Genomic DNA, 17,548 nt, shown 5'->3' with positions numbered 1-17,548 from the left:
CGCTCAGTTCAACCCTGCTTGCCCTTGGCGGCGTCGCCGCCGCCCTGCTTCTGCTGCGGCGGCGCGACATTCTGCGGGTTGGTGGCGGGAACCGGGCGGATATCGGCGTTGGGCCGGAGCTGACCGGTGCCCTGCACGATCACGCGGTCGCCGGGGTTCAGCCCCTTGGTCACGACCCAGTTGGCGCCGACCGCGCGTTCGATCTCGACGTTGCGGCGTTCGGCCTTGTTGTTCGCACCGACCACGAACAGGAAGGCGGTGCCATTGGCCTCGCGCGTGACTGCCTGCTGCGGCACCAGATACACGCGGGTGTTGATCGCCTGGGCGAAATTGGCGCGGACGAACATGCCGGGCAGCAGCACGCCATTGGGATTGGAGAAGACCGCGCGCAGCGTGACGGTACCGGTTGCGGGGTCGACCTGGACCTCGGCAAATTCGACGCTGCCGGTCAGGCCATAGTCGCTGCCATCCTCCAGCTTGAGCCGGACCTGCGCCCGGGTCGGCATCAGTCCGCCCTGGCTCAGCGCGCGGCGCAGCGCCAGCATCTCGGCGCTCGACTGCTGGATGTCGACGAAGATCGGGTCGAGCCGCTGAATGACGGCCAGCGGATCGGCCTGGTTCGCGGTGACCAATGCACCCTGGGTGAACAGCGAGCGGCCGATCCGCCCGGTGATCGGCGCGGGGACGTTGGTGAAGCGCAGGTTGATCCGCGCCGTTTCCAACTGAGCCCGGTTCTGCGCCACCGACGCCTGCGCCTGGCGCGCGGTCGCCTCGGCATCGGTATAGTCCTGCTTGGCCACGGCCTCCATCTCCGCCAGCGGCTTCAGCCGCTGGGCACGGACGGCAGTCGCCTCGGCATTGGCCTGGGCACTGCGAAGATTGGCCTGCGCCTGATTGACCGAAGCGCGGTAGAGGCTGGGGTCGACCTGGTAGAGCGTCTGGCCCTGGCGAACGATCGCACCCTCGGTGAAGAAGCGGCGCTGGATCACGCCGCTGACCTGGGGACGTATTTCGGCGGTCTGATAGGCGTTGACGCGCCCGGCAAGCTCGACCGTTACCGGCTCGCTGGTCGGCTGGACCACCACGAAGCCGACCTGGGTGGGGCCGGACGGCCCCTTCCCCTTCGCCTTGTCCTGCGCGCTGCTGCCGCCGCCACAGCCGGCAAGGACCAGCGCGAATGCGAGCGGCAGGGTACGGAGAATCGGGGCGATCGGGTCAGCGGGCAAGTCGGGCGTCCTGGTCAAGCCAGACACGATCCCTGGCACTGCGGGCCAAACTCGTGCGGCGGAGATTCGTTTCATGGGCGATGATGATCTGGAATGTTGCCGAATGATGCAGTTTGCAAGCAACAAGATTGCCGCTTCCCGACGGGCGGAAAACAGGGGCGGAATGCCGGCATATGGTGAGGGCACTCAGGGTCCTCGCGCTAGGTACCGAACAGGAATGGCCCGGTTAGCGGGCCGTTGATTGCGGGCGCCCTATCGCTCGAAGCTTTCCGCCGTGTTTCCGATCAAGGCTGCGGCGCCCGCATTTCACTTTCTTATCACAGCAGAAGCGCTCGATGGACCTTTCCCGGACCCATGCCGTTCGACCCCGCTCGGTCAGGGAAGGACAGTAGGATGATCAGCAAGCGGGAGATGTTGAAGGGCGGTGCCGTCGCCGGCCTCGCAATGGCGGCATCGCCCGCTGCAGCTGCGCAGGAGGGCGGCACGACCGCACCGATGACCGATCCTCAGACCAAATATACGTCCGACCCCTTTCCGGAGCAGCGCCAGAAATGGCCGGGGCTTCAGCGCGACATGAAGCCGGTCCCCGATTGCGGCGAGCGAAGCTATGTCGGATCGGGCAAGCTGAAGGGCCGCAAGGCACTCGTCACCGGTGGAGATTCGGGCATCGGCCGGGCGGCGGTAATCGCCTATGCCCGCGAAGGCGCCGCAGTCGCGATCAACTATCATCCCAGCGAGGAACCCGACGCCCAGGATGTGAAGAAACTGCTGGAGGCGGAGGGGGCGACGATCGTCCTGCTGCCCGGCGACCTGACCGACGAGCGGTTCTGCACCCGCCTGATTGCCGATGCGACGCGCGCGCTGGGTGGGCTCGATATCCTGGTCAACAACGCTGCCTATCAGCAGTCCAAGGCATCGATCGCCGAAATCAGCTCGGACCAGTTCGACCGGACGATGAAGACCAATGTCTATGCCCCCTTCTGGCTGTCCAAGGCGGCCGCGGCGGGGATGCAGCCGGGGGCGAGCATCATCAACACCGCCAGCGTCAATTCCTTCAATCCGGGCGAGGAACTGCTCGACTATGCCACGACCAAGGGCGCGATCGAGATCTTTACCAAGGGGCTGGCCAAGCAGCTGGCGAGCAAGGGCATCCGGGTGAACGGCGTCGCGCCCGGCCCCGTCTGGACCCCGTTGCAGGTCGCGGGCGGACAGCTGCCGGGCAAGATGGGCGAGTTTGGCCAGGACACCCCGCTCGGCCGCGCCGGACAGCCTGCAGAGCTGGCGTCGCTCTACGTCGTGCTGGTCGACAACAACACCAGCTTCACGACGGGCAGCATCTTCGGCGCGCACGGAGGAACGGGCGCGGTGTGAGCGCGCCCGAGTGGCATCACACCTTCCGGGCGAACCAGATGGTGTGCATCGGGCCCTTGCCGTTCTCGCGGGCGCGGACGCGGACCTCGTCGACGTCGAAGCCGGCCTGCTTCACCCGGCGGGTAAAGGCGGCGTCGGCGCCGGCGGACCAGACGGCGAGGATGCCGCCGGGACGCAGCGCGGTGCGCGCGCGCGCCAGACCGTGGTTGGAATAGAGCCCGTCATTGCCCGGACGGGTCAGGCCGTCCGGGCCATTGTCGACGTCGAGCAGGATGGCGTCATAGGTCGCGCGCGCTGCACCGATCGATGCGCCGACATCCTCGATACGGATGTCGACCCGCGGATCGTCGAGGCAGCCCGCGGCCAGATCGGCCATCGGGCCGCGTGCCCAGTCGAGGATGCCCGGCACCAGTTCGGCCACCACCATCCTCGCCTTCGGCCCCGTCGCGGCAAGTGCCGCGCGCAGGGTGAAGCCCATGCCATATCCGCCGATCAGCATGTGCGCCGATTTCGGTTCGGCCAGCCGATCGAGCGTCATCGTCGCCAGCGCGACTTCCGAGCCGCTCATGCGGCTGCTCATCAGCTCGTTGCGATCGAGCATGATGATGAAGTCGCGACCGTGCCGGACGAGGCGGAGCGGCGGACCGCCCGGCACCTCGGCCACGCCGATCAGCTCGCGGGGTGTCACCGCTTCCGGGCTTTGCGTGCCGCATAGCGCGCGTCGCGCGCTGCCTTCAGCTCGGCCTCGGTCGGCTTGGGCTTGTTGGCCTTGGCGGCCTCCGCCTCTTGGGCCGCCTTGCGCTCGGCCGCTGCCGCAGCGCGGGCGGCCTTGGCCTCCTCGATCGCCGCCTTGCGCGCGGCGCGCTTCTCCGCTTCGGCCGCCTCGCGTGCTTCCTGAGCCGCCTTGCGCTCTGCGATCACGGCGGGATCCGGTGCAGCCTTGTTACGCAGCTTTTCCAGCGCGCTTTCGCGAGCGGCGCGCGATGCCGCTGCGCGGTCGTTGAAGCTCGGAGTCTTGTAACCTGCCATGATGATCCGTCGGTGTTCCATAGGTACGAGGAGGCGATCGCGACGACCGCCAGGAAGCGCGCTCTTAGCAGCATTTGCGCGCATGTCTCGTACCGATGAACCCGTTTCGGGTTCCGCGACGCCGTAAAGTCAGGCGGAACGAGCGTCCGCAGGCAATTTGCTGCGGTAGAAATCGATGCCCAGCATCAGGCTCTCGGCGATCCGCTCCGCCTTTTCCTGCATTGCAGCCGCGTGCCGCGCGGGCAGCAGCTCGTCGGTCGTCTCGCGCCACAGCGCCAGCCAGCGGGCAAAGCCTTGCGGCGTGATCCGTCCGGCATGGCGGACATGCGCAGGCATCGGCCGCCCCTTGTAGCGGCCACTGGTGAACATGACCGAGGACCAGAAGGCGCTCAACTTGTCGAGATGCCCGGGCCAGTCGTGGATCGCGTCGTTGAAGATCGGCCCGATCTGCCCGTCGGCGCGGACGCGCGCGTAAAAGGCGTGAACGACCCGTTCCAGGTCGGCCTCGGTCAGTTGGGGAACCGGGTCGAAGCTGAATTCGGTCATGGTCACGCGTCCCTCGGCTGGACGAGCGCACTGCGCAAGGCCCGGGTCAGTCCTTCGCCCAGCAGCGGCTTTTCGACCAGCGCCGCTCCGGCCCGGGCAATGCCGTCGCGCAGCGCGCGGCTGGGATTGGTGGCGAGGATCACCGCCGGGCCACGGCAACCCCGGGCGCGCAGTTGCCCGAGCAGCGCGAGGCCATCGCCGATGGGCTGGCGCTGGTCGAGCACGAGGCAGGAGGCGGTGTCCGCCGCATCGTCATCGGCATCGCCCGGGGTCACGCGAAAGCCGTCGAGCTCGAGCGAAAACGCGAGCGCGGCGGCGACGGCGGGGTCGGGCTCGAACAACAGGATCTGCGGCTGGGCGGTCATGGCGCGTGTCCGTTGGGGGGATCGTCTCTCTACCGAGGGGCGAACCGTCTCCCCTCCCTGGAAACGGAGGGGAACAGGTGGTGCGGGTACCGCCCGGCCGGTGGGGGATCCACCGGCCGGTCCCGGCTCAGGCGGCCTGTTTCCAGGTCGGCTCGAGCGCGGCGTGCGGGGGGCATGGGGCGACAGTGCCGGTGGGCAGGCCAGCCAGTTCATTGGCATAGCCATGGTTGACGTCGCGGTGATGGGCCTCGTCCGCCCGGACGACCAGCACTACGTCGCGCAGCGTCGCGTCCTCCGGCAGGCCCCAATAGCGCTTGGCGATCTCGGGCGCCGGGACATTCTCGGACCGGCCTTCGTCGATCTCGGCGAGGTAGTGGGTGTAGCTGATCACCGCTTCCTCCTCGAAATAGCCGACCACGCGGTGTGCCGTCTTGCTGCTGACCAGGTACAGGCCGAAGAAGAACAGGTAGAAGACCCACTGGACGCCGATGATCACCGCGCGTTCGTACCAGGTCGGCTTGGACACCTCGATGAAGGTCATCAGGTGCATCCGCTCGTTCTCGGCCTCGTCCATCAGCGTCTTGATCCAGCCCTTGTCGTCGCACATGCGGCGCAGGCAGGCGAGGTGGTTGATCGTCGCGCCGACCATGCCCGGCACCGCGGCGACCGTCTCGAGCACCACGGCGCGGTGGCCATAGCGTTCGGCGAAGAAGGTGTCGGCGGTCCAGCGCAGCATCTTGGTGAAGCCGAACGCGATCCGGTCGGACACGCCCTTGGGCCGGTGGTGGACGCTGAGGTCGATAAAGGGTGCGGTCATGGAAAGTCTCCCGAAACAGGCGGTGCGATCCGGTCGCTGCCGTCGGAGATCCAATTAGGCGCATGGCCTGCGCGGCGAAATTTGGATGATCATCCTAGGATGGCTACCCTAAGGGGAATCCCGGAGGTCCGGCATCCCGCGCGGACGGAGACATGATCGACGTGGTGGCCCTGCCCGTTCCCCCTGCCCCGACCCGCCTGCCCCGGCTGGGCACCGCGGCGGGCTGTGCGCTGGCGATCATGGTGATCGCGGCTGGCGCGGCGGTGCGCTGGAGCCTGGGCGACCTGCTGGAGCAGCGCGCCACCTTCATCTTCTTCGTGCCCGCGGTGGTTGCCGCGGCTGCGCTGTCCGGATTGTGGCCGGGCCTGCTGGCGACGCTGCTGGGCGCGGTCGCGGGGTTGCTCGTCGACCGGATGACCGGGGCGATCGGCGCGGGCAACTGGATCGCCGCCGGCGCCTTCCTGCTGGTCGGTGGCGCGGTCACGCTGGGGGGCGAGTGGTTCCAGCGGGCGCGGCGCGAGGCGGAGGGGGTCAATGCCGACCTTGCCCGGCGCGAGGCGCATCTGCGATCGATCCTGGAAACCGTGCCCGATGCGATGGTGGTGATCGACGAGGCAGGGCTGATTCGTGATTTCAGCCCGACCGCCGAGCGGCTGTTCGGCTGGCGCGCCGACCAGGTCGAGGGGCGCAATGTCAGCATGCTGATGCCGTCGCCGCACCGAGAGGCGCATGACGGGTATCTGGCGCGCTATTACGAAACCGGGGAGCGGCGGATCATCGGCAAGGGCCGCGTCGTGCTGGGCGAGCGGGCCGACGGATCGACCTTCCCGATGGAGCTGGCCGTCGGCGAGATGCGGATGGAGGGCGCGCGCTTCTTTACCGGCTTCGTCCGCGACCTGACCGAGCGGCAGCAGACCGAGGCGCGACTGCAGGAACTGCAGAGCGAACTCGTCCATGTCTCTCGCCTGACCGCGCTGGGCGAGATGGCATCGTCGCTGGCGCATGAGATCAACCAGCCGCTGTCGGCGATCGCCAACTACCTGAAGGGCAGCCGGATGCTGCTGGCACGCGACGAGGTGCCGGTCGAGCGCGTTGCCGATGCGGTCGAGCGCGCCGCCGACGAGGCGCTGCGCGCGGGCGAGATCATCCGCCGGCTGCGCGATTTCGTCGCGCGCGGCGAGAGCGAGCGCAGCGCCGAGAGCCTGCCCAAGCTGATCGAGGAAGCCAGCGCGCTGGCGCTGGTCGGCGCCAAGGAACATGGCATCCGCGTGCGATACGCCTTCGACCCCGCGATCGACCTGGTGCTGGCCGACAAGGTGCAGATCCAGCAGGTCGTGCTGAACCTGGTGCGCAACGCCGTCGATTCGATGAGCGAGGGCGACACCGACCGGCGCGAGCTGGAAATCGCGATCGAGCCGGCGCCGAACGCCATGGCGCTGGTCCGCGTCGCCGATACTGGCCCGGGTATCAGCCCGGAGATCGCGCAGCAATTGTTCCAGCCCTTCATCACGACCAAGCGCACGGGTATGGGCGTCGGCCTGTCGATCTCCCGCACCATCGTCGAGGCGCATGGCGGACGGATCTGGGTCAAGGACAATGACGGCGGCGGGGCGGTGTTCCGCTTCACGCTGGAGCGACTGGACAAGGAGGAACTGGCCGATGTCGAATGAGCCGATCGTCTATGTGATCGACGATGACGAGGGCGCGCGGCATTCGCTGGAGTTCCTGATCGACTGTGCCGGCATTCGCGTGCGCACCTTCCCCTCGGCCGACGCCTTCCTCGCCTCCCACGCACCGGTCGACCATGCCTGTATCGTCACCGATGTCCGCATGCCCGGCATGAACGGCGTCGAGCTGGTCGCCGAGCTGAAGCGTCGCGCGGTGGCGGCGCCGGTGATCGTCATCACCGGCCACGCCGATGTGCCGCTGGCGATCCAGGCGATGAAGGCCGGCGTCGCCGACTTCATCGAAAAGCCGTTCGACGACGACACGATCCTGACCGCGATCCGCGCCGCCATCGCCCGCCAGCACGACCGCGACGAGGCCCAGGCCGAACGCGACCGCATCCGCGCACGCATGGCGACCCTGTCGCAGCGCGAGCGCGAGGTGATGGACGGCCTGATCGCCGGCCACGCCAACAAGGTCATCGCCTTCGACCTGGAAATCAGCGCGCGCACCGTCGAGGTGTACCGGGCCAACGTGATGATGAAGATGCAGGCCAGGAGCCTGTCGGAACTTGTGCGGATGGTGACGGTGGCGGAACTGGGGTGAGGCGGTGGGAGTGGATGAGCCGGTGTCTCAAAGACGATCGACCAGCGCGCGATTCAGGCTGACGGCCATCCGATTCGCAAGGGCACGCTGCAGCGGCACATAATCGTTGCGGTCGGTCGGCGCGTCGAACTCCTCCGACCACAGGATACGGCCATTGCCGTCTTCGATCAGCGTCAAGGCGACCAGGGTATGCTGGGGCGTCTGCCGCACGCTGACGCGCGCGTGGAGGTCGGCGCGCTTTCCGGATGCGACGATGCTGAACCGCGCAGGGAGGTCCTGGCTCAGCGTCGACACGAAGCTTTCCCGAAGGCCGCTGTTGAATCGGGGAAACAGGACATATTCGCACAGGCCCTGAACCGGCTCGATGACAATGGTGCGATGGGGGGGGAATAAACGCTGCTGCCCCCAGACGGCACCGGCCAAGGTGACGCTGGCGGTCATGCCGACTGCGACGGCAAGTCGGTGCCAGCGCCGCCGGGAGGGTGCCGCAGGCTCAGGCTTGAGTTGACCGACGAACCGATACCCCGCCCTCGGCCGGGTCTGGATATATATCGGAGCATCCGCGTCATCGTCGAGGAGCGCGCGGATTCGGCGAATACAGGTGTTGAGCGCTGCGTCGCCGCCAGTACCAGCGCGCGGCCAGAACCGATCCAGCAATTCGTCGCGGGTCACCGTGCGATGCGCGTTGGAGATCAGATAGGCAAGCACTTCGACCGCCTGAGGCGGCGCATCGAGGTCCAACGCGCCGCGAGAGAGTCGCAGCATCCCCGGATCCAGCCTGAAGTCGTCAAAGCACTGCATTGCGTCATCTCTATACGCGAAGCCGAGCCTGCGTCTTGCCCATCCTTCGATGTCAGAGTTGGTCAGAAGTTGTCACTGGCTGCGTTCGTTATCCGAAGATACGCCAAGGGTCCTTCGAACCAGCGACATGGGGAGCATTAATGCGGACGAGCGACCAGCCGCACTCACCGGAGCGGCGACTCCTCGTCGGCCTGGGCTTGGCCGGCGTCGCGACGGGGGGCTTGGCGAGGCGCGGCTTCTGCTCCGACATGGCGGCGGCGCCCATCTCGCACGGTATGGACGATCTGCTCCGGGCCACTGCATCGGCTTATGGCACAGTCGGCTATTCGGCCGCGGTTCTGCGCCGCGGCAAACTCGTCCATCTTCGACATGACGGCTTGGCAGACCGCGACAGCGGCACGCCGATCACCCCGGCATCTGTCTATCCGCTATTCTCCATTTCCAAACTTTTCTTGGTGATCGAACTGCTCAAGGCCGTCGAACGGGGGCAAATCGACCTGGCGATGCCGCTCGGCATCGTCCGTCCCGATCTGCCCATCGCTTGGCAGTCGATCACGCTTGAGCAAGCGATTGCGCATGTCTCGGGCTTGCCGGACTATATTCCGGACCATGTCGCGCCGACCGTGGATCAAGCGTTTACGGCGATCCACAGCCTGCCGCTGCGCTTCCCGCCAGGGACGTCCAACGACTATAACCAGACTAACTTCCTGTTCGCACACGAAGCGCTGAAGCAGGCGACCGGCGCCTCGATCTCGTCTCTTTCGCGCGCGCAATTTCGCGCCGCCGGGATGCAGGTGGCACGGTACTATAGTGGGGTGCCAGATAAGCCATTCCGTCTGCCCGGACTGGTATCGAGCTATCGGCCGACGCGGCGCCGAGACGGCCCGCCGGCGCCCTATGGCCTGCCTACGTGGCCGGATTATACGTTCGGCTCTACCGGAGTATTTGCCACTCTTAACGACATGATCGGCTGGAGCCGGGCTCTGTATTTCGGCGCGCTGTTGCCGCTCGACATATTGCACGCATCCTGGAAACCCTTCCCCATGGTCTCGGGGGTCCCGGCTTGGCACAGCCACGGTTGGGAATATGCGCAGAATGGCGATGTGACGATCGTCGGTCATGGCGGCGAGAACCGTCTGGTGTGGCGACATTTCTTCAGGACCGCCGATCATGCCGATAGCGCCACGGTGATCTATCTCGACAATGGCGGACGATCTGCGTTCGACCGGCACCGTGTCGCCGCGTTGCTCGCGGAGTACGTGATGCCGGGAGCCGCGCGCGCCGAAGAGGCTCAGGAGGAGGCACTGTTCCGCGCGCTGGCGGTTGGACGGTGGGAAACAGCTGTCGACCGCCTGATCGCCACCCATTCGGCGACCCGCGTCGAGGCGATCGTCAATCGCGTCGGCTACGATGCGAGGTTCATTCTCGATGTTGACACCGCGCTGGGGCCCTTCGAATGGAATGTGAGGCGGTTCCCCAAGTCCTCAAATGCGCATGACAGCCTGGGCGAAGCCTATCTCGCGGCGGGCCGCCGCGATGATGCCCGGGTGAGTTATCGCGTTGCCCTTGAACTCGATCCTGGCAATCCTCGCATCAAAGGCGTGCTGGCCGAGCTTTCGGGGGTTTCAAATGGGAACTGACAGCCCTCACGCATTGCGTCAGGATCCCCGCGGCGCGAGGCAGCTCATCACATAAGGCGTCTTCAGCGGGACCGGCGCTGCGCCCGGGGTCAAGGGCTGATACTCGGACGCGCGGTCGGCTGGCGCGCCGATATAGGTGAAGATGGCGCCCTCACCGCGCGGGAGCAGGCAGGCGAGCGATCGGGCGGCGCCGTTGTCGCGGCGGGTGCCGTCGTCGATGAACAGGCCAGGGGCGCTCTGCGCCTGGCCGTCTTTCAGCCGCATGACGCGCCCGGACCAGGGAGCTCCGGGCTCAGCCGACGGCGCGAACATCGCGACCATGACGCCGTCGGCGGACAGGACGACCCGGTCGGTCGGCCCCGCCATCCGGCCGCCCTCACGCCCGGTCCGAGCCAGGGCCTCGCGGTCGTCGGGTACCCCGGCATCGGTGCCGATCGGGGTGCGTACCGGAGCGGCGGTCAGCCTCGGGTCACGCCCCTGCGCGCGCGGTTTCAGGGTCCGGATATCGAAGCGCAGGATCGTATCGCCGCCCTGCGCCGCGTCGCTGCGGGTGGCGGCGATCTCGACCATCCGCCCGTCCGCGCTCAACCGCGCCGCGCCGAACTGCCAGCCGGTCACGGTGCGCGAGGCGACCACGCGACCGCCGCGCCACAGGCCGATCCAGGACTGACCGATCAGCACGGTTGCCTGCTGGGGCCAGCTCCGGCGCTGCGCAGCGACCGGTGCCGGCGCCGCCAGTGCCAGGATCGGCAGCAGCCAGAGCAGACGCAGCACCCGCCTCATCCCGGCCTCGCCAGGACATGGGCGACATAGTCCGGATCCCCCGGCGCCTGGCCGCCCGAGCGACTGTTCCGCTCGGCACCGCTGATCTGGGTCCAGCTGCCGACGCCATTGGCATCGACCGCCGGTACCGGCGGTGAGGTCAGCGCTCGCCCCGCGGGATCGCGGCGCGTGGCGGAGGTCAGCGTGGTCAGGGTGGGCTCATATTCATGGATATGGTCGAGATACTGATCCGCGACCTTGCGACCAAAGCCATTATAGGCGCGAAGCCCCTCCCGGTCCTGCTGCTGCTCGGTCAGCGCGGGCAGCGAGACGCGGATCGGTGGCAGGCCCTCGGCGCGGCGCCATTCGGCCAGCGCCGCCACTTCCGCCTGGAACCGGGCCGACGCCATGACCCGCGTATGAAGCGATGCACCCGATCGCCGTTTGTCGCGATAGCGGCGCTGGAGCGAGGCGGCATTGACGCGCCAGTTCCACACCTCGTCGGCGCTCGGCGGCGGATTGGTCAACTGGCCCAGCCCTACCCCGCGCAGATTGTCCTGCGACCAGTTCGGATTGATCGCCTGGGCCGGGAGCCCGCCCCGCCCGTCGTTGAACTGTGCGCCGCCGCTTTCTTGCTGGATCATCTGGCGCATCAGCTTTTCGGGCACGGCCGCCGACAGATCGGTCCCGCCCGGATTGGTTCCGCCGATCAGGATATCGCTGCGGGAGACGGTCACCGGCCGGCCGCCGATCGACGCCGTCACCGTCGCGGTCAGTTGCCCGCCTGTCACGATCGCGAAGGGCACGCGCACCGGGTTGCCGATAATCGCCTGGATCGGCGGATGGCGATAGGCCCGCCCATTGCGGCGAAAGCCCTGCGGCACGGCAATGAAACCGGGATAGTCGAGCACGAACGTCCAGCTGCACGCCGCCGCTGGCAGGACGCTCCCGTCCGCGGCTCTGGCGGTGAGTTCAACCACGGGCATCGCGGGCGCCACGCTGATGTAGAAGCGCGTATTGGCAGCGTCGATCGTCACCTGCGCCATCGGGCCGCTCTCCTCGCAGGACGCCGTGAAAGCCAGTCAAGCGGCGGCTGCGATGCCACCACGCAGGTCGCGTTCACGATCCTGTTCATGCGCGATCGGGCTGCTCGCCCGAGTCGGCGCACGCGAGACTATCACGGTTCGGTCACACGATAGAACCGCTTCGGAGCGACGCTTCGCCAAGACAGCGATTGCGTCTCGCAATTGTTCGAAGCTCTGCTTGTCGGCCGCCCATTACAGCCGGAACGCGACCCCCGGCGCGACGAGCCAGGTCGCCACCAGGCACGATGCAGCCAGCCCGATCGCAGGCCAGCTCCGCCCGATGCGGATCGCGGAAGCGGCGCCGAGGCCTGGCGAACCGTCGCGCACGAACAGCGGCGCGAGGATCAGTGCCGATTGGCCCAGGACCGGCGCGGGGAAGACCGAGATCAGGATGATATAGGGATCGGGCACGCGCGATCCGATGGCGCAGAATGCGACGACGGAGGCGAGATAGGGCGCCCAGACCAGGATCGCCGGCTTGCCCGAATAGTCGCGAAGCCAGCCACCCATGATCCGGGCGGACAGGTAAAGCCCAGCCAGGCCGATCAGGATCTCGATCGATCGCAACAGGCGCTGATGGGGCAGCCCGTCGATCGCCACCGCCCAGTCGCCCACGCCAAAAATCGCCGAGAACAACAGATAGACGAGGCCGAGCGACAGATTGACCGTGACGAGCAGGCGAAGGCCGAGTTGCAGCACCGGCGCTCCGGCCCAGTTCCGGCGGCTCGACAGCACCGCCGCCACAAGGGCAGCCAGCAAGACGTTGAATGCCGATCCCGCCATCACGATCGCACGTCCGGTGGCGCTGGCATAGTCGGAGAACTCGCTCGGATCGGTCCCGTCGATCGAGGTCGAGGTCAGGACGAAGCTGCGAATGCCGCTCAGGGCCATAACCACGCCGTGACCCAGTAGCTCGTGCCCCATGACGGTGATGAAATAGACGATGCACCCCAGCGCCATCAGCGTGGGCAGATCATGACGCCCGGCGTCGCTGGCCATGCGCGGGCCGACAATCAGGTCATCAGGTAGGACGGAGCGATGCATCGTAAATCCCATTGCCGGGCCGGAACGTCAAAGGCATCCCGACCGAAGTCAGAACCGGCAGTCTGGCGGGGTGAAGCTACGACACAGTCACCGTCGCAGCCCGCCCCGTTACGAACGTCGTCAAACTCTCCCCTCACCGCCTCCGAAGCGGCTGGCGCTTGCCATAGACCAGCGACCGCCACAGCCATTCCAGCGGACCGAAGTCGAACCAGCGGAGCCAGAGTGCGCTCGCGACCAGATTGATCGTCCAGACGCCCGCGACGACATAAAGCTGCTGGTGATATTCGAGCTTGGCGAACAGCGGCCACGGGCCCCAGGCGAAGATGAACTGGCACATCAGGCTGGTGCCGATATAGTTGCTGAACGCGGTGCGGCCGACCTTGCCGAGCGCCGTCGTCATTGTCCGTGCAACACCCGATTTCCAGATCAGCAGCAGCAGCGCGGCGTTGGCGATCGCGCCGGGAAGCACCTCCAGACCATAAGGCAGCGCAAGCCAGCGCATCAGCACGGGCGCCGCAAAGCCGGATTGCTGTGAGACGATGAGCCCGACCGTGACGAGCGGTACGGTGAGAGCATAGCCGATGCCGGCGGTCAGCGCGTAGGCGCGCCTGGACCAGTCGCCGGTCAGGAAGCCCAGCTTGAACAGGCCCATGCCGACCATCATGCTGCCCACCACTTCCAGGATCCAGCCGCTGCCGAACACGCCGCGGATGAACTCGAAGAAGGAGGCCGCCCGGGGTCCGATGCTCTGCAGATAGGATCGGCCCGACTCACCCACCACCGACGCCGGCGCACTCGCCGCCTCAGCCCGGCGCTTGGCCTCCGCTGCGAGCGCGGCGCGCTGCTCGCCGGTCAGCGGCCGGTGCGCCTTTATTGCGGCGTGCGCCTGCTGCACCAGTTGCTCGACGCGTTCGGCCTCGAAAACCGCCTCAGCATTGGTCATGCGGTACAGCCCGATCGAGCCGCCGCCGATTCCGACGATCAGGCCGATGGTGACCAGCGTTCTGGCCCCGACTCGCCGCAGCGGATACATCACCACCAGCGCGAGCAGGGCGTAATAGGTCAGGATGTCGCCGGTCCAGATCAGGATGCCGTGAACAAGCCCGAAGGCAAGCAGCCACAGGTTGCGCCGGAAATAGATCTGTCGTCCGCGTACCGTCTCCCCGCGCTGCTCGAACGACCGCGTCAACAGAATGATGCCGGCGCCGTACAGCATGGCGAACAGAGTCCGCATCCTGCCCTCGAAAAACGCCCATTTGACCCAGAGGATCAGATAGTCGAGCTCGGCATGCCAGCCGACAAAGGCCGGATGCGCCTGATCGAGCGGGACGTTGTGGAAGGTGATCGGGGCGCTGAACACCTCGATGTTCAGGACCAGGATACCGAGCAGCGCAAAACCGCGCAGCACGTCGAGCGAAGCGATCCGCTGGGCCACCGCCACCGGCCGGGCAGGCTCGACCTTCCGGGTAGCGGTTGCGGCGAAAGACTGTTTTCCGACCAGATTATGCGCCAAGCACACCCCCATGAGCTGCCCTGTCCGCCGACGCACACAGGGTCAGGTATCGGACGCGATCGCCGATTTGCCGGATCGGAATCGGGTTGGGGGGTTGCGGCTTCGTGTCGAACGCGTCGCGCTTGGTTGCGGCCGTAGCGACGGACCCCCGGGGCCTTTAGTCGGTCTCGACCAGCAGGATCTCGGCAAGTGCCTCGGCCTCGATCGCCAGCGCCGCCTCGTCTGCAATCGCCGCGCCCTCCAGCGGTCCGACCGTCGCACCGTTGACGGTCACCGTGCCGCTCAGCGCCACCAGATAGGCGCAGCGACCTGGCTCGATCGCGTGGACGATCCGGCCCCTGCCCGGCACCCGCGCGCCATAGACACGCGACGGCGAGTTTAGCGGCATCGGCGCGCGATCCTGGGGAAAGCCGCTGGCGAGCGGTTCGAGCGACCCGGTGCGGGTCCGGCCGGGAAAGCGCGTCACTCGGCGCAGCGCGCGTTCGGGCGCGCCCTCCATGCGGATGCGGAGCTCGACATATTCGGCAGGCTTGGCGCCGGGATTGGCGTCGGCGTGGACGATACCGGGGCCGGGGCAGATCAACTGCACCTCCCCCGCCCGCGTCTTGGGGCTGCCGCCCAGCCCGCCTTCATGCGCGATCGTGCCCTTGCGCACCACGCTGAGCAGGTCGACGCCGTCGATCGGCGCGGTGCGCAGCCCGCCGCCCGGCGCCATCACGATGTGGTTGAGCACGCACAGCCGCCCCCAATTATCGCGCGCCAGATCCTGGAACCCGCCGAACGAGAAATGGTGGAGCGTCTCCAGCTCGGCGAGCCTGCTGGTGCCCAGCGTGTCGCGGGTACGGACCTCGATCATGCGCGCATCACGCCGATCCGACCAGGCGATAGCCGACGCCCGGCTCGGTCAGCAGCAGCTGCGGATCGCCCGGATCCTGTTCGATCTTCTGGCGCAGCAGCCCGATATAGACGCGCAGATACTGGCTGTCGGTCGAGTCCGCGCCCCAGCCGGCGGCGAGCAGCCTTTTGTGCGTCACCACCTGCCCCGCGCTCATCGCCAGCGTGCGCAGCAGGTCATACTCCTTGGGCGACAGCTTGATCGTCTCGCCATCCAGCACGACGCGGCGCGCGACGAAGTCGATCTCCAGCGGGCCGCCGCGATAGCCGCTTGGCTCTTCGCGCAGGCTGGAGTTGCGGCGGATCGCGGCGCGGATCCGCGCCATCAGCTCGCCGATCTCGAACGGCTTGTTGACGTAATCGTCGGCGCCGTGATCGAGCGCGGCGATCTTCTCGGTTTCCTGGTGGCGCGCGGAGATGACGATGATCGGCACGGTGCCGGTCAGGCGCAGTTCGCGGATCACATCCTTGCCGTCGATATCGGGCAGTCCCAGGTCGAGCAGCACGACATCGGGCGCGACATCCTGTGCCAGCCGCAGCGCGCTCGAGCCGTCCAGCGCGGTGCTGACGTCATAGCCGGCCGCGCCCAGCACGGGTTCGAGCACCGCGATCAGCGGCGCCTCGTCATCGACGAGCAGGATCCTGGTCATGACAATGCCCCTTCGACAAGCGGAAGCCGGATGGTGATGCAGCTGCCCCGGCCGTCCAGCCCGGGCACGCGCGCCTCGATCGTGCCGCCCAGCGCCTCGACGAAGCCGCGGGCGATGGCGAGGCCCAGCCCGCTGCCCTCGTTGCGTCCCTCGCGGTAGAAGCGGTCGAACACGCGGTGCAGCGCCGCCTCGGGAATGCCGTGACCGGCATCGGCGATATCGATCCGGCACGCGCCCATCTCGCGCGACAGCGTCGCCTGGATGCGGGTCCCGTCGTCGCTATAGGCGACCGCATTGTCGAGGATGTTGATCAGCACGAGTTCGAACAGCGCCGCATTTGCGGCGACCAGCGGCTCGGGGTCGACCCCGACGAGCACGAACTGGCGGTCGCCGGCGCGGGGGCGGACCCGCTGGATCGCGGCGCCAACCATCTCGGCCGCGCTCAATATCTGCAGCGGGTGGGGCGATCCGCCTGATTCGATCCGGCTCATCTCGAGCAGGTTCGCGGTGTAGCGGTTCAACCGGTCGCCTTCCTCGACGATACCGCGCAACAGCTTGGCCGAGGTCTCGGGATCGAGTTGGGCGCCATAGGCCAGCAGGCTGGAGGCGGAAGCGCTGATCGCGGTCAGCGGCGTCCGGAAATCATGGCTGACCGAGGCAAGCAGCGCGCTCTTCAGCTCCTCCGCGCGGGCGGCGGCACGGCGCTCGGTGATCTCGTCGGACAGGGCGGCGCGCTCGATCGCCAGCGCCACCATGTTGCCGAGCGCGTCGACCACCACAGGCTTCAGCCGCGGGCCGCCGAACGGAACGACGACCATGACCATCGCACCGGCACTGCCACCCAGTCGCCGGCCGATCAGCGCCTTCTCGACGTGCAGCGGCTTGGGGCCCTGGTCGGTGCGCAGCGCGAACGCGCCCCAGTCGTCACTTTCGGGCCGGGCATCGAGCGAGACCGCGCGGTCGCCATCGATGCGGAACAGCGCGACCTCCGCGCCGAGGATGGTGCGGGCGCCGCGGCCCAGGGTCGCGACGATGTCGGGCAGGCGCAACGCCGACTGGAGCTCGTGGCTGAGCGCCAGCAGGCCGTTCAGCTGGAGATTGGTCGATCGGGCATCCTCGGCATGGTCCTTCAATCGGCCCGCCAGCACCCCAGAGACCAGCGCGCACAGGTTGAACGCGACCAGCGGCGCCAGATCCCCGCCGGTGGCGATGCGAAAGGTCAGCGCCGGCTCGGTCAAGTAGAAATTATAGATGGCGAAGGCGACGACCGCGGCGATCAGCGCGGCGACCAGGCCGCTGAGCGCACCGGCGATGGTGATGCCGAGAACGAAGACGAGCGCCGAGGCGACCTCGCCATAGTCCTGGACCGCGAAGGCGGCCAGCGCCGAGACAAGCAGAACCAGCAGCGTGACCGCGCCCTGCATGCGGTCGATATGCAGCCTCATGTTCCTGAGGCCGGCAGGGAACGGGGCTGGTTCGGCCATCGGCCGGCTGGTCTCCATAACTGGTCCGCGACGGCGGGAGCCGGGCCCGA

General features: G+C 67.5%; 18 protein-coding genes. 4 read left to right on the top strand and 14 right to left on the bottom strand.

The annotated features are described in order from the left end of the window. Positions 1–8: 8 nt before the first annotated feature. A complete protein-coding gene (locus tag ACZ1H8_RS16400) occupies positions 9–1,226 on the bottom strand; it encodes an efflux RND transporter periplasmic adaptor subunit (protein WP_465178251.1) in 1,218 nt (405 codons plus the stop codon). Positions 1,227–1,619: 393 nt separating this feature from the next. On the opposite strand from ACZ1H8_RS16400, the gene ACZ1H8_RS16395 reads away from it, so the two are divergent. Continuing rightward, positions 1,620–2,597, top strand: a complete 978-nt coding sequence (locus tag ACZ1H8_RS16395) for an SDR family oxidoreductase (protein ID WP_465178250.1) — start codon at positions 1,620–1,622, stop codon at positions 2,595–2,597. Between the two features lie 16 nt (positions 2,598–2,613). Here the strand turns inward: ACZ1H8_RS16395 and ACZ1H8_RS16390 are convergent, their stop codons facing one another. The 5 genes from ACZ1H8_RS16390 to ACZ1H8_RS16370 all read right to left on the bottom strand — a co-directional run bounded on the left by ACZ1H8_RS16390 (position 2,614) and on the right by ACZ1H8_RS16370 (position 5,354). Beyond that, entirely contained in the window at positions 2,614–3,285 is a 672-nt protein-coding gene (locus tag ACZ1H8_RS16390; RefSeq protein ID WP_465178249.1) for a spermidine synthase, read from the bottom strand. After that, positions 3,282–3,626, bottom strand: a complete 345-nt coding sequence (locus ACZ1H8_RS16385; RefSeq protein ID WP_465178248.1) for a DUF6481 family protein — start codon at positions 3,624–3,626, stop codon at positions 3,282–3,284. The genes ACZ1H8_RS16390 and ACZ1H8_RS16385 overlap by 4 nt, the downstream gene beginning before the upstream one ends. A 129-nt stretch (positions 3,627–3,755) precedes the next feature. Then, the gene (locus ACZ1H8_RS16380; RefSeq protein WP_465178246.1) at positions 3,756–4,172 is read right to left on the bottom strand and encodes a group III truncated hemoglobin; all 417 of its coding nucleotides are present in this window, start codon (positions 4,170–4,172) and stop codon (positions 3,756–3,758) included. A 2-nt stretch (positions 4,173–4,174) separates the two neighbouring features. Continuing rightward, positions 4,175–4,537: a response regulator transcription factor FixJ gene (locus ACZ1H8_RS16375; protein ID WP_465178245.1), complete on the bottom strand. Its 363-nt coding sequence runs from the start codon at positions 4,535–4,537 to the stop codon at positions 4,175–4,177. A gap of 127 nt (positions 4,538–4,664) precedes the next feature. Next, positions 4,665–5,354: an alternative oxidase gene (locus ACZ1H8_RS16370; protein ID WP_110153675.1), complete on the bottom strand. Its 690-nt coding sequence runs from the start codon at positions 5,352–5,354 to the stop codon at positions 4,665–4,667. Positions 5,355–5,506: 152 nt separating this feature from the next. Here ACZ1H8_RS16370 and ACZ1H8_RS16365 point away from each other — a divergent pair, with 152 nt between their 5' ends. Beyond that, complete coding sequence (locus ACZ1H8_RS16365) at positions 5,507–7,024, top strand: PAS domain S-box protein (protein ID WP_465178244.1); 1,518 nt, start codon at positions 5,507–5,509, stop codon at positions 7,022–7,024. Then, positions 7,014–7,625, top strand: a complete 612-nt coding sequence (gene fixJ, locus ACZ1H8_RS16360; protein ID WP_465178243.1) for a response regulator FixJ — start codon at positions 7,014–7,016, stop codon at positions 7,623–7,625. Before ACZ1H8_RS16365 ends, fixJ begins: the two co-directional genes overlap by 11 nt. A gap of 27 nt (positions 7,626–7,652) precedes the next feature. On the opposite strand, the gene ACZ1H8_RS16355 is transcribed toward fixJ, so the two are convergent. Continuing rightward, positions 7,653–8,366, bottom strand: coding sequence for a winged helix-turn-helix domain-containing protein (locus ACZ1H8_RS16355; protein ID WP_465178242.1), 714 nt, complete (start codon positions 8,364–8,366; stop codon positions 7,653–7,655). 200 nt (positions 8,367–8,566) lie between these two features. On the opposite strand from ACZ1H8_RS16355, the gene ACZ1H8_RS16350 reads away from it, so the two are divergent. Further along, positions 8,567–10,066: a serine hydrolase gene (locus tag ACZ1H8_RS16350; RefSeq protein WP_465178241.1), complete on the top strand. Its 1,500-nt coding sequence runs from the start codon at positions 8,567–8,569 to the stop codon at positions 10,064–10,066. Between the two features lie 18 nt (positions 10,067–10,084). On the opposite strand, the gene ACZ1H8_RS16345 is transcribed toward ACZ1H8_RS16350, so the two are convergent. From ACZ1H8_RS16345 to ACZ1H8_RS16315, 7 genes are all read right to left on the bottom strand, one after another. After that, positions 10,085–10,840 carry a hypothetical protein gene (locus ACZ1H8_RS16345; RefSeq protein ID WP_465178240.1) on the bottom strand — a complete coding sequence of 252 codons (756 nt, stop codon included), beginning with the start codon at positions 10,838–10,840 and terminating at the stop codon, positions 10,085–10,087. A 5-nt stretch (positions 10,841–10,845) separates the two neighbouring features. Beyond that, the gene (locus ACZ1H8_RS16340) at positions 10,846–11,874 is read right to left on the bottom strand and encodes a hypothetical protein (protein ID WP_465178239.1); all 1,029 of its coding nucleotides are present in this window, start codon (positions 11,872–11,874) and stop codon (positions 10,846–10,848) included. Positions 11,875–12,105: 231 nt separating this feature from the next. Continuing rightward, entirely contained in the window at positions 12,106–12,912 is an 807-nt protein-coding gene (locus ACZ1H8_RS16335) for a hypothetical protein (protein ID WP_465178238.1), read from the bottom strand. Positions 12,913–13,090: 178 nt separating this feature from the next. Further along, entirely contained in the window at positions 13,091–14,470 is a 1,380-nt protein-coding gene (locus ACZ1H8_RS16330) for a DUF418 domain-containing protein (protein ID WP_465178237.1), read from the bottom strand. Between the two features lie 157 nt (positions 14,471–14,627). Then, positions 14,628–15,326, bottom strand: coding sequence for a pirin family protein (locus ACZ1H8_RS16325; protein WP_465178236.1), 699 nt, complete (start codon positions 15,324–15,326; stop codon positions 14,628–14,630). Between the two features lie 7 nt (positions 15,327–15,333). Next, complete coding sequence (locus ACZ1H8_RS16320; RefSeq protein ID WP_465178235.1) at positions 15,334–16,014, bottom strand: response regulator transcription factor; 681 nt, start codon at positions 16,012–16,014, stop codon at positions 15,334–15,336. After that, on the bottom strand, positions 16,011–17,459 hold the full coding sequence (locus ACZ1H8_RS16315; protein WP_465178234.1) for a sensor histidine kinase: 1,449 nt from the start codon (positions 17,457–17,459) through the stop codon (positions 16,011–16,013). Before ACZ1H8_RS16315 ends, ACZ1H8_RS16320 begins: the two co-directional genes overlap by 4 nt. Between the last annotated feature and the right edge of the window lie 89 nt (positions 17,460–17,548).

The sequence above is a fragment of the Sphingomonas sp. BL-S-25 genome, assembly GCF_055521555.1.
This window is presented reverse-complemented; position numbering and strand designations above follow the sequence as displayed.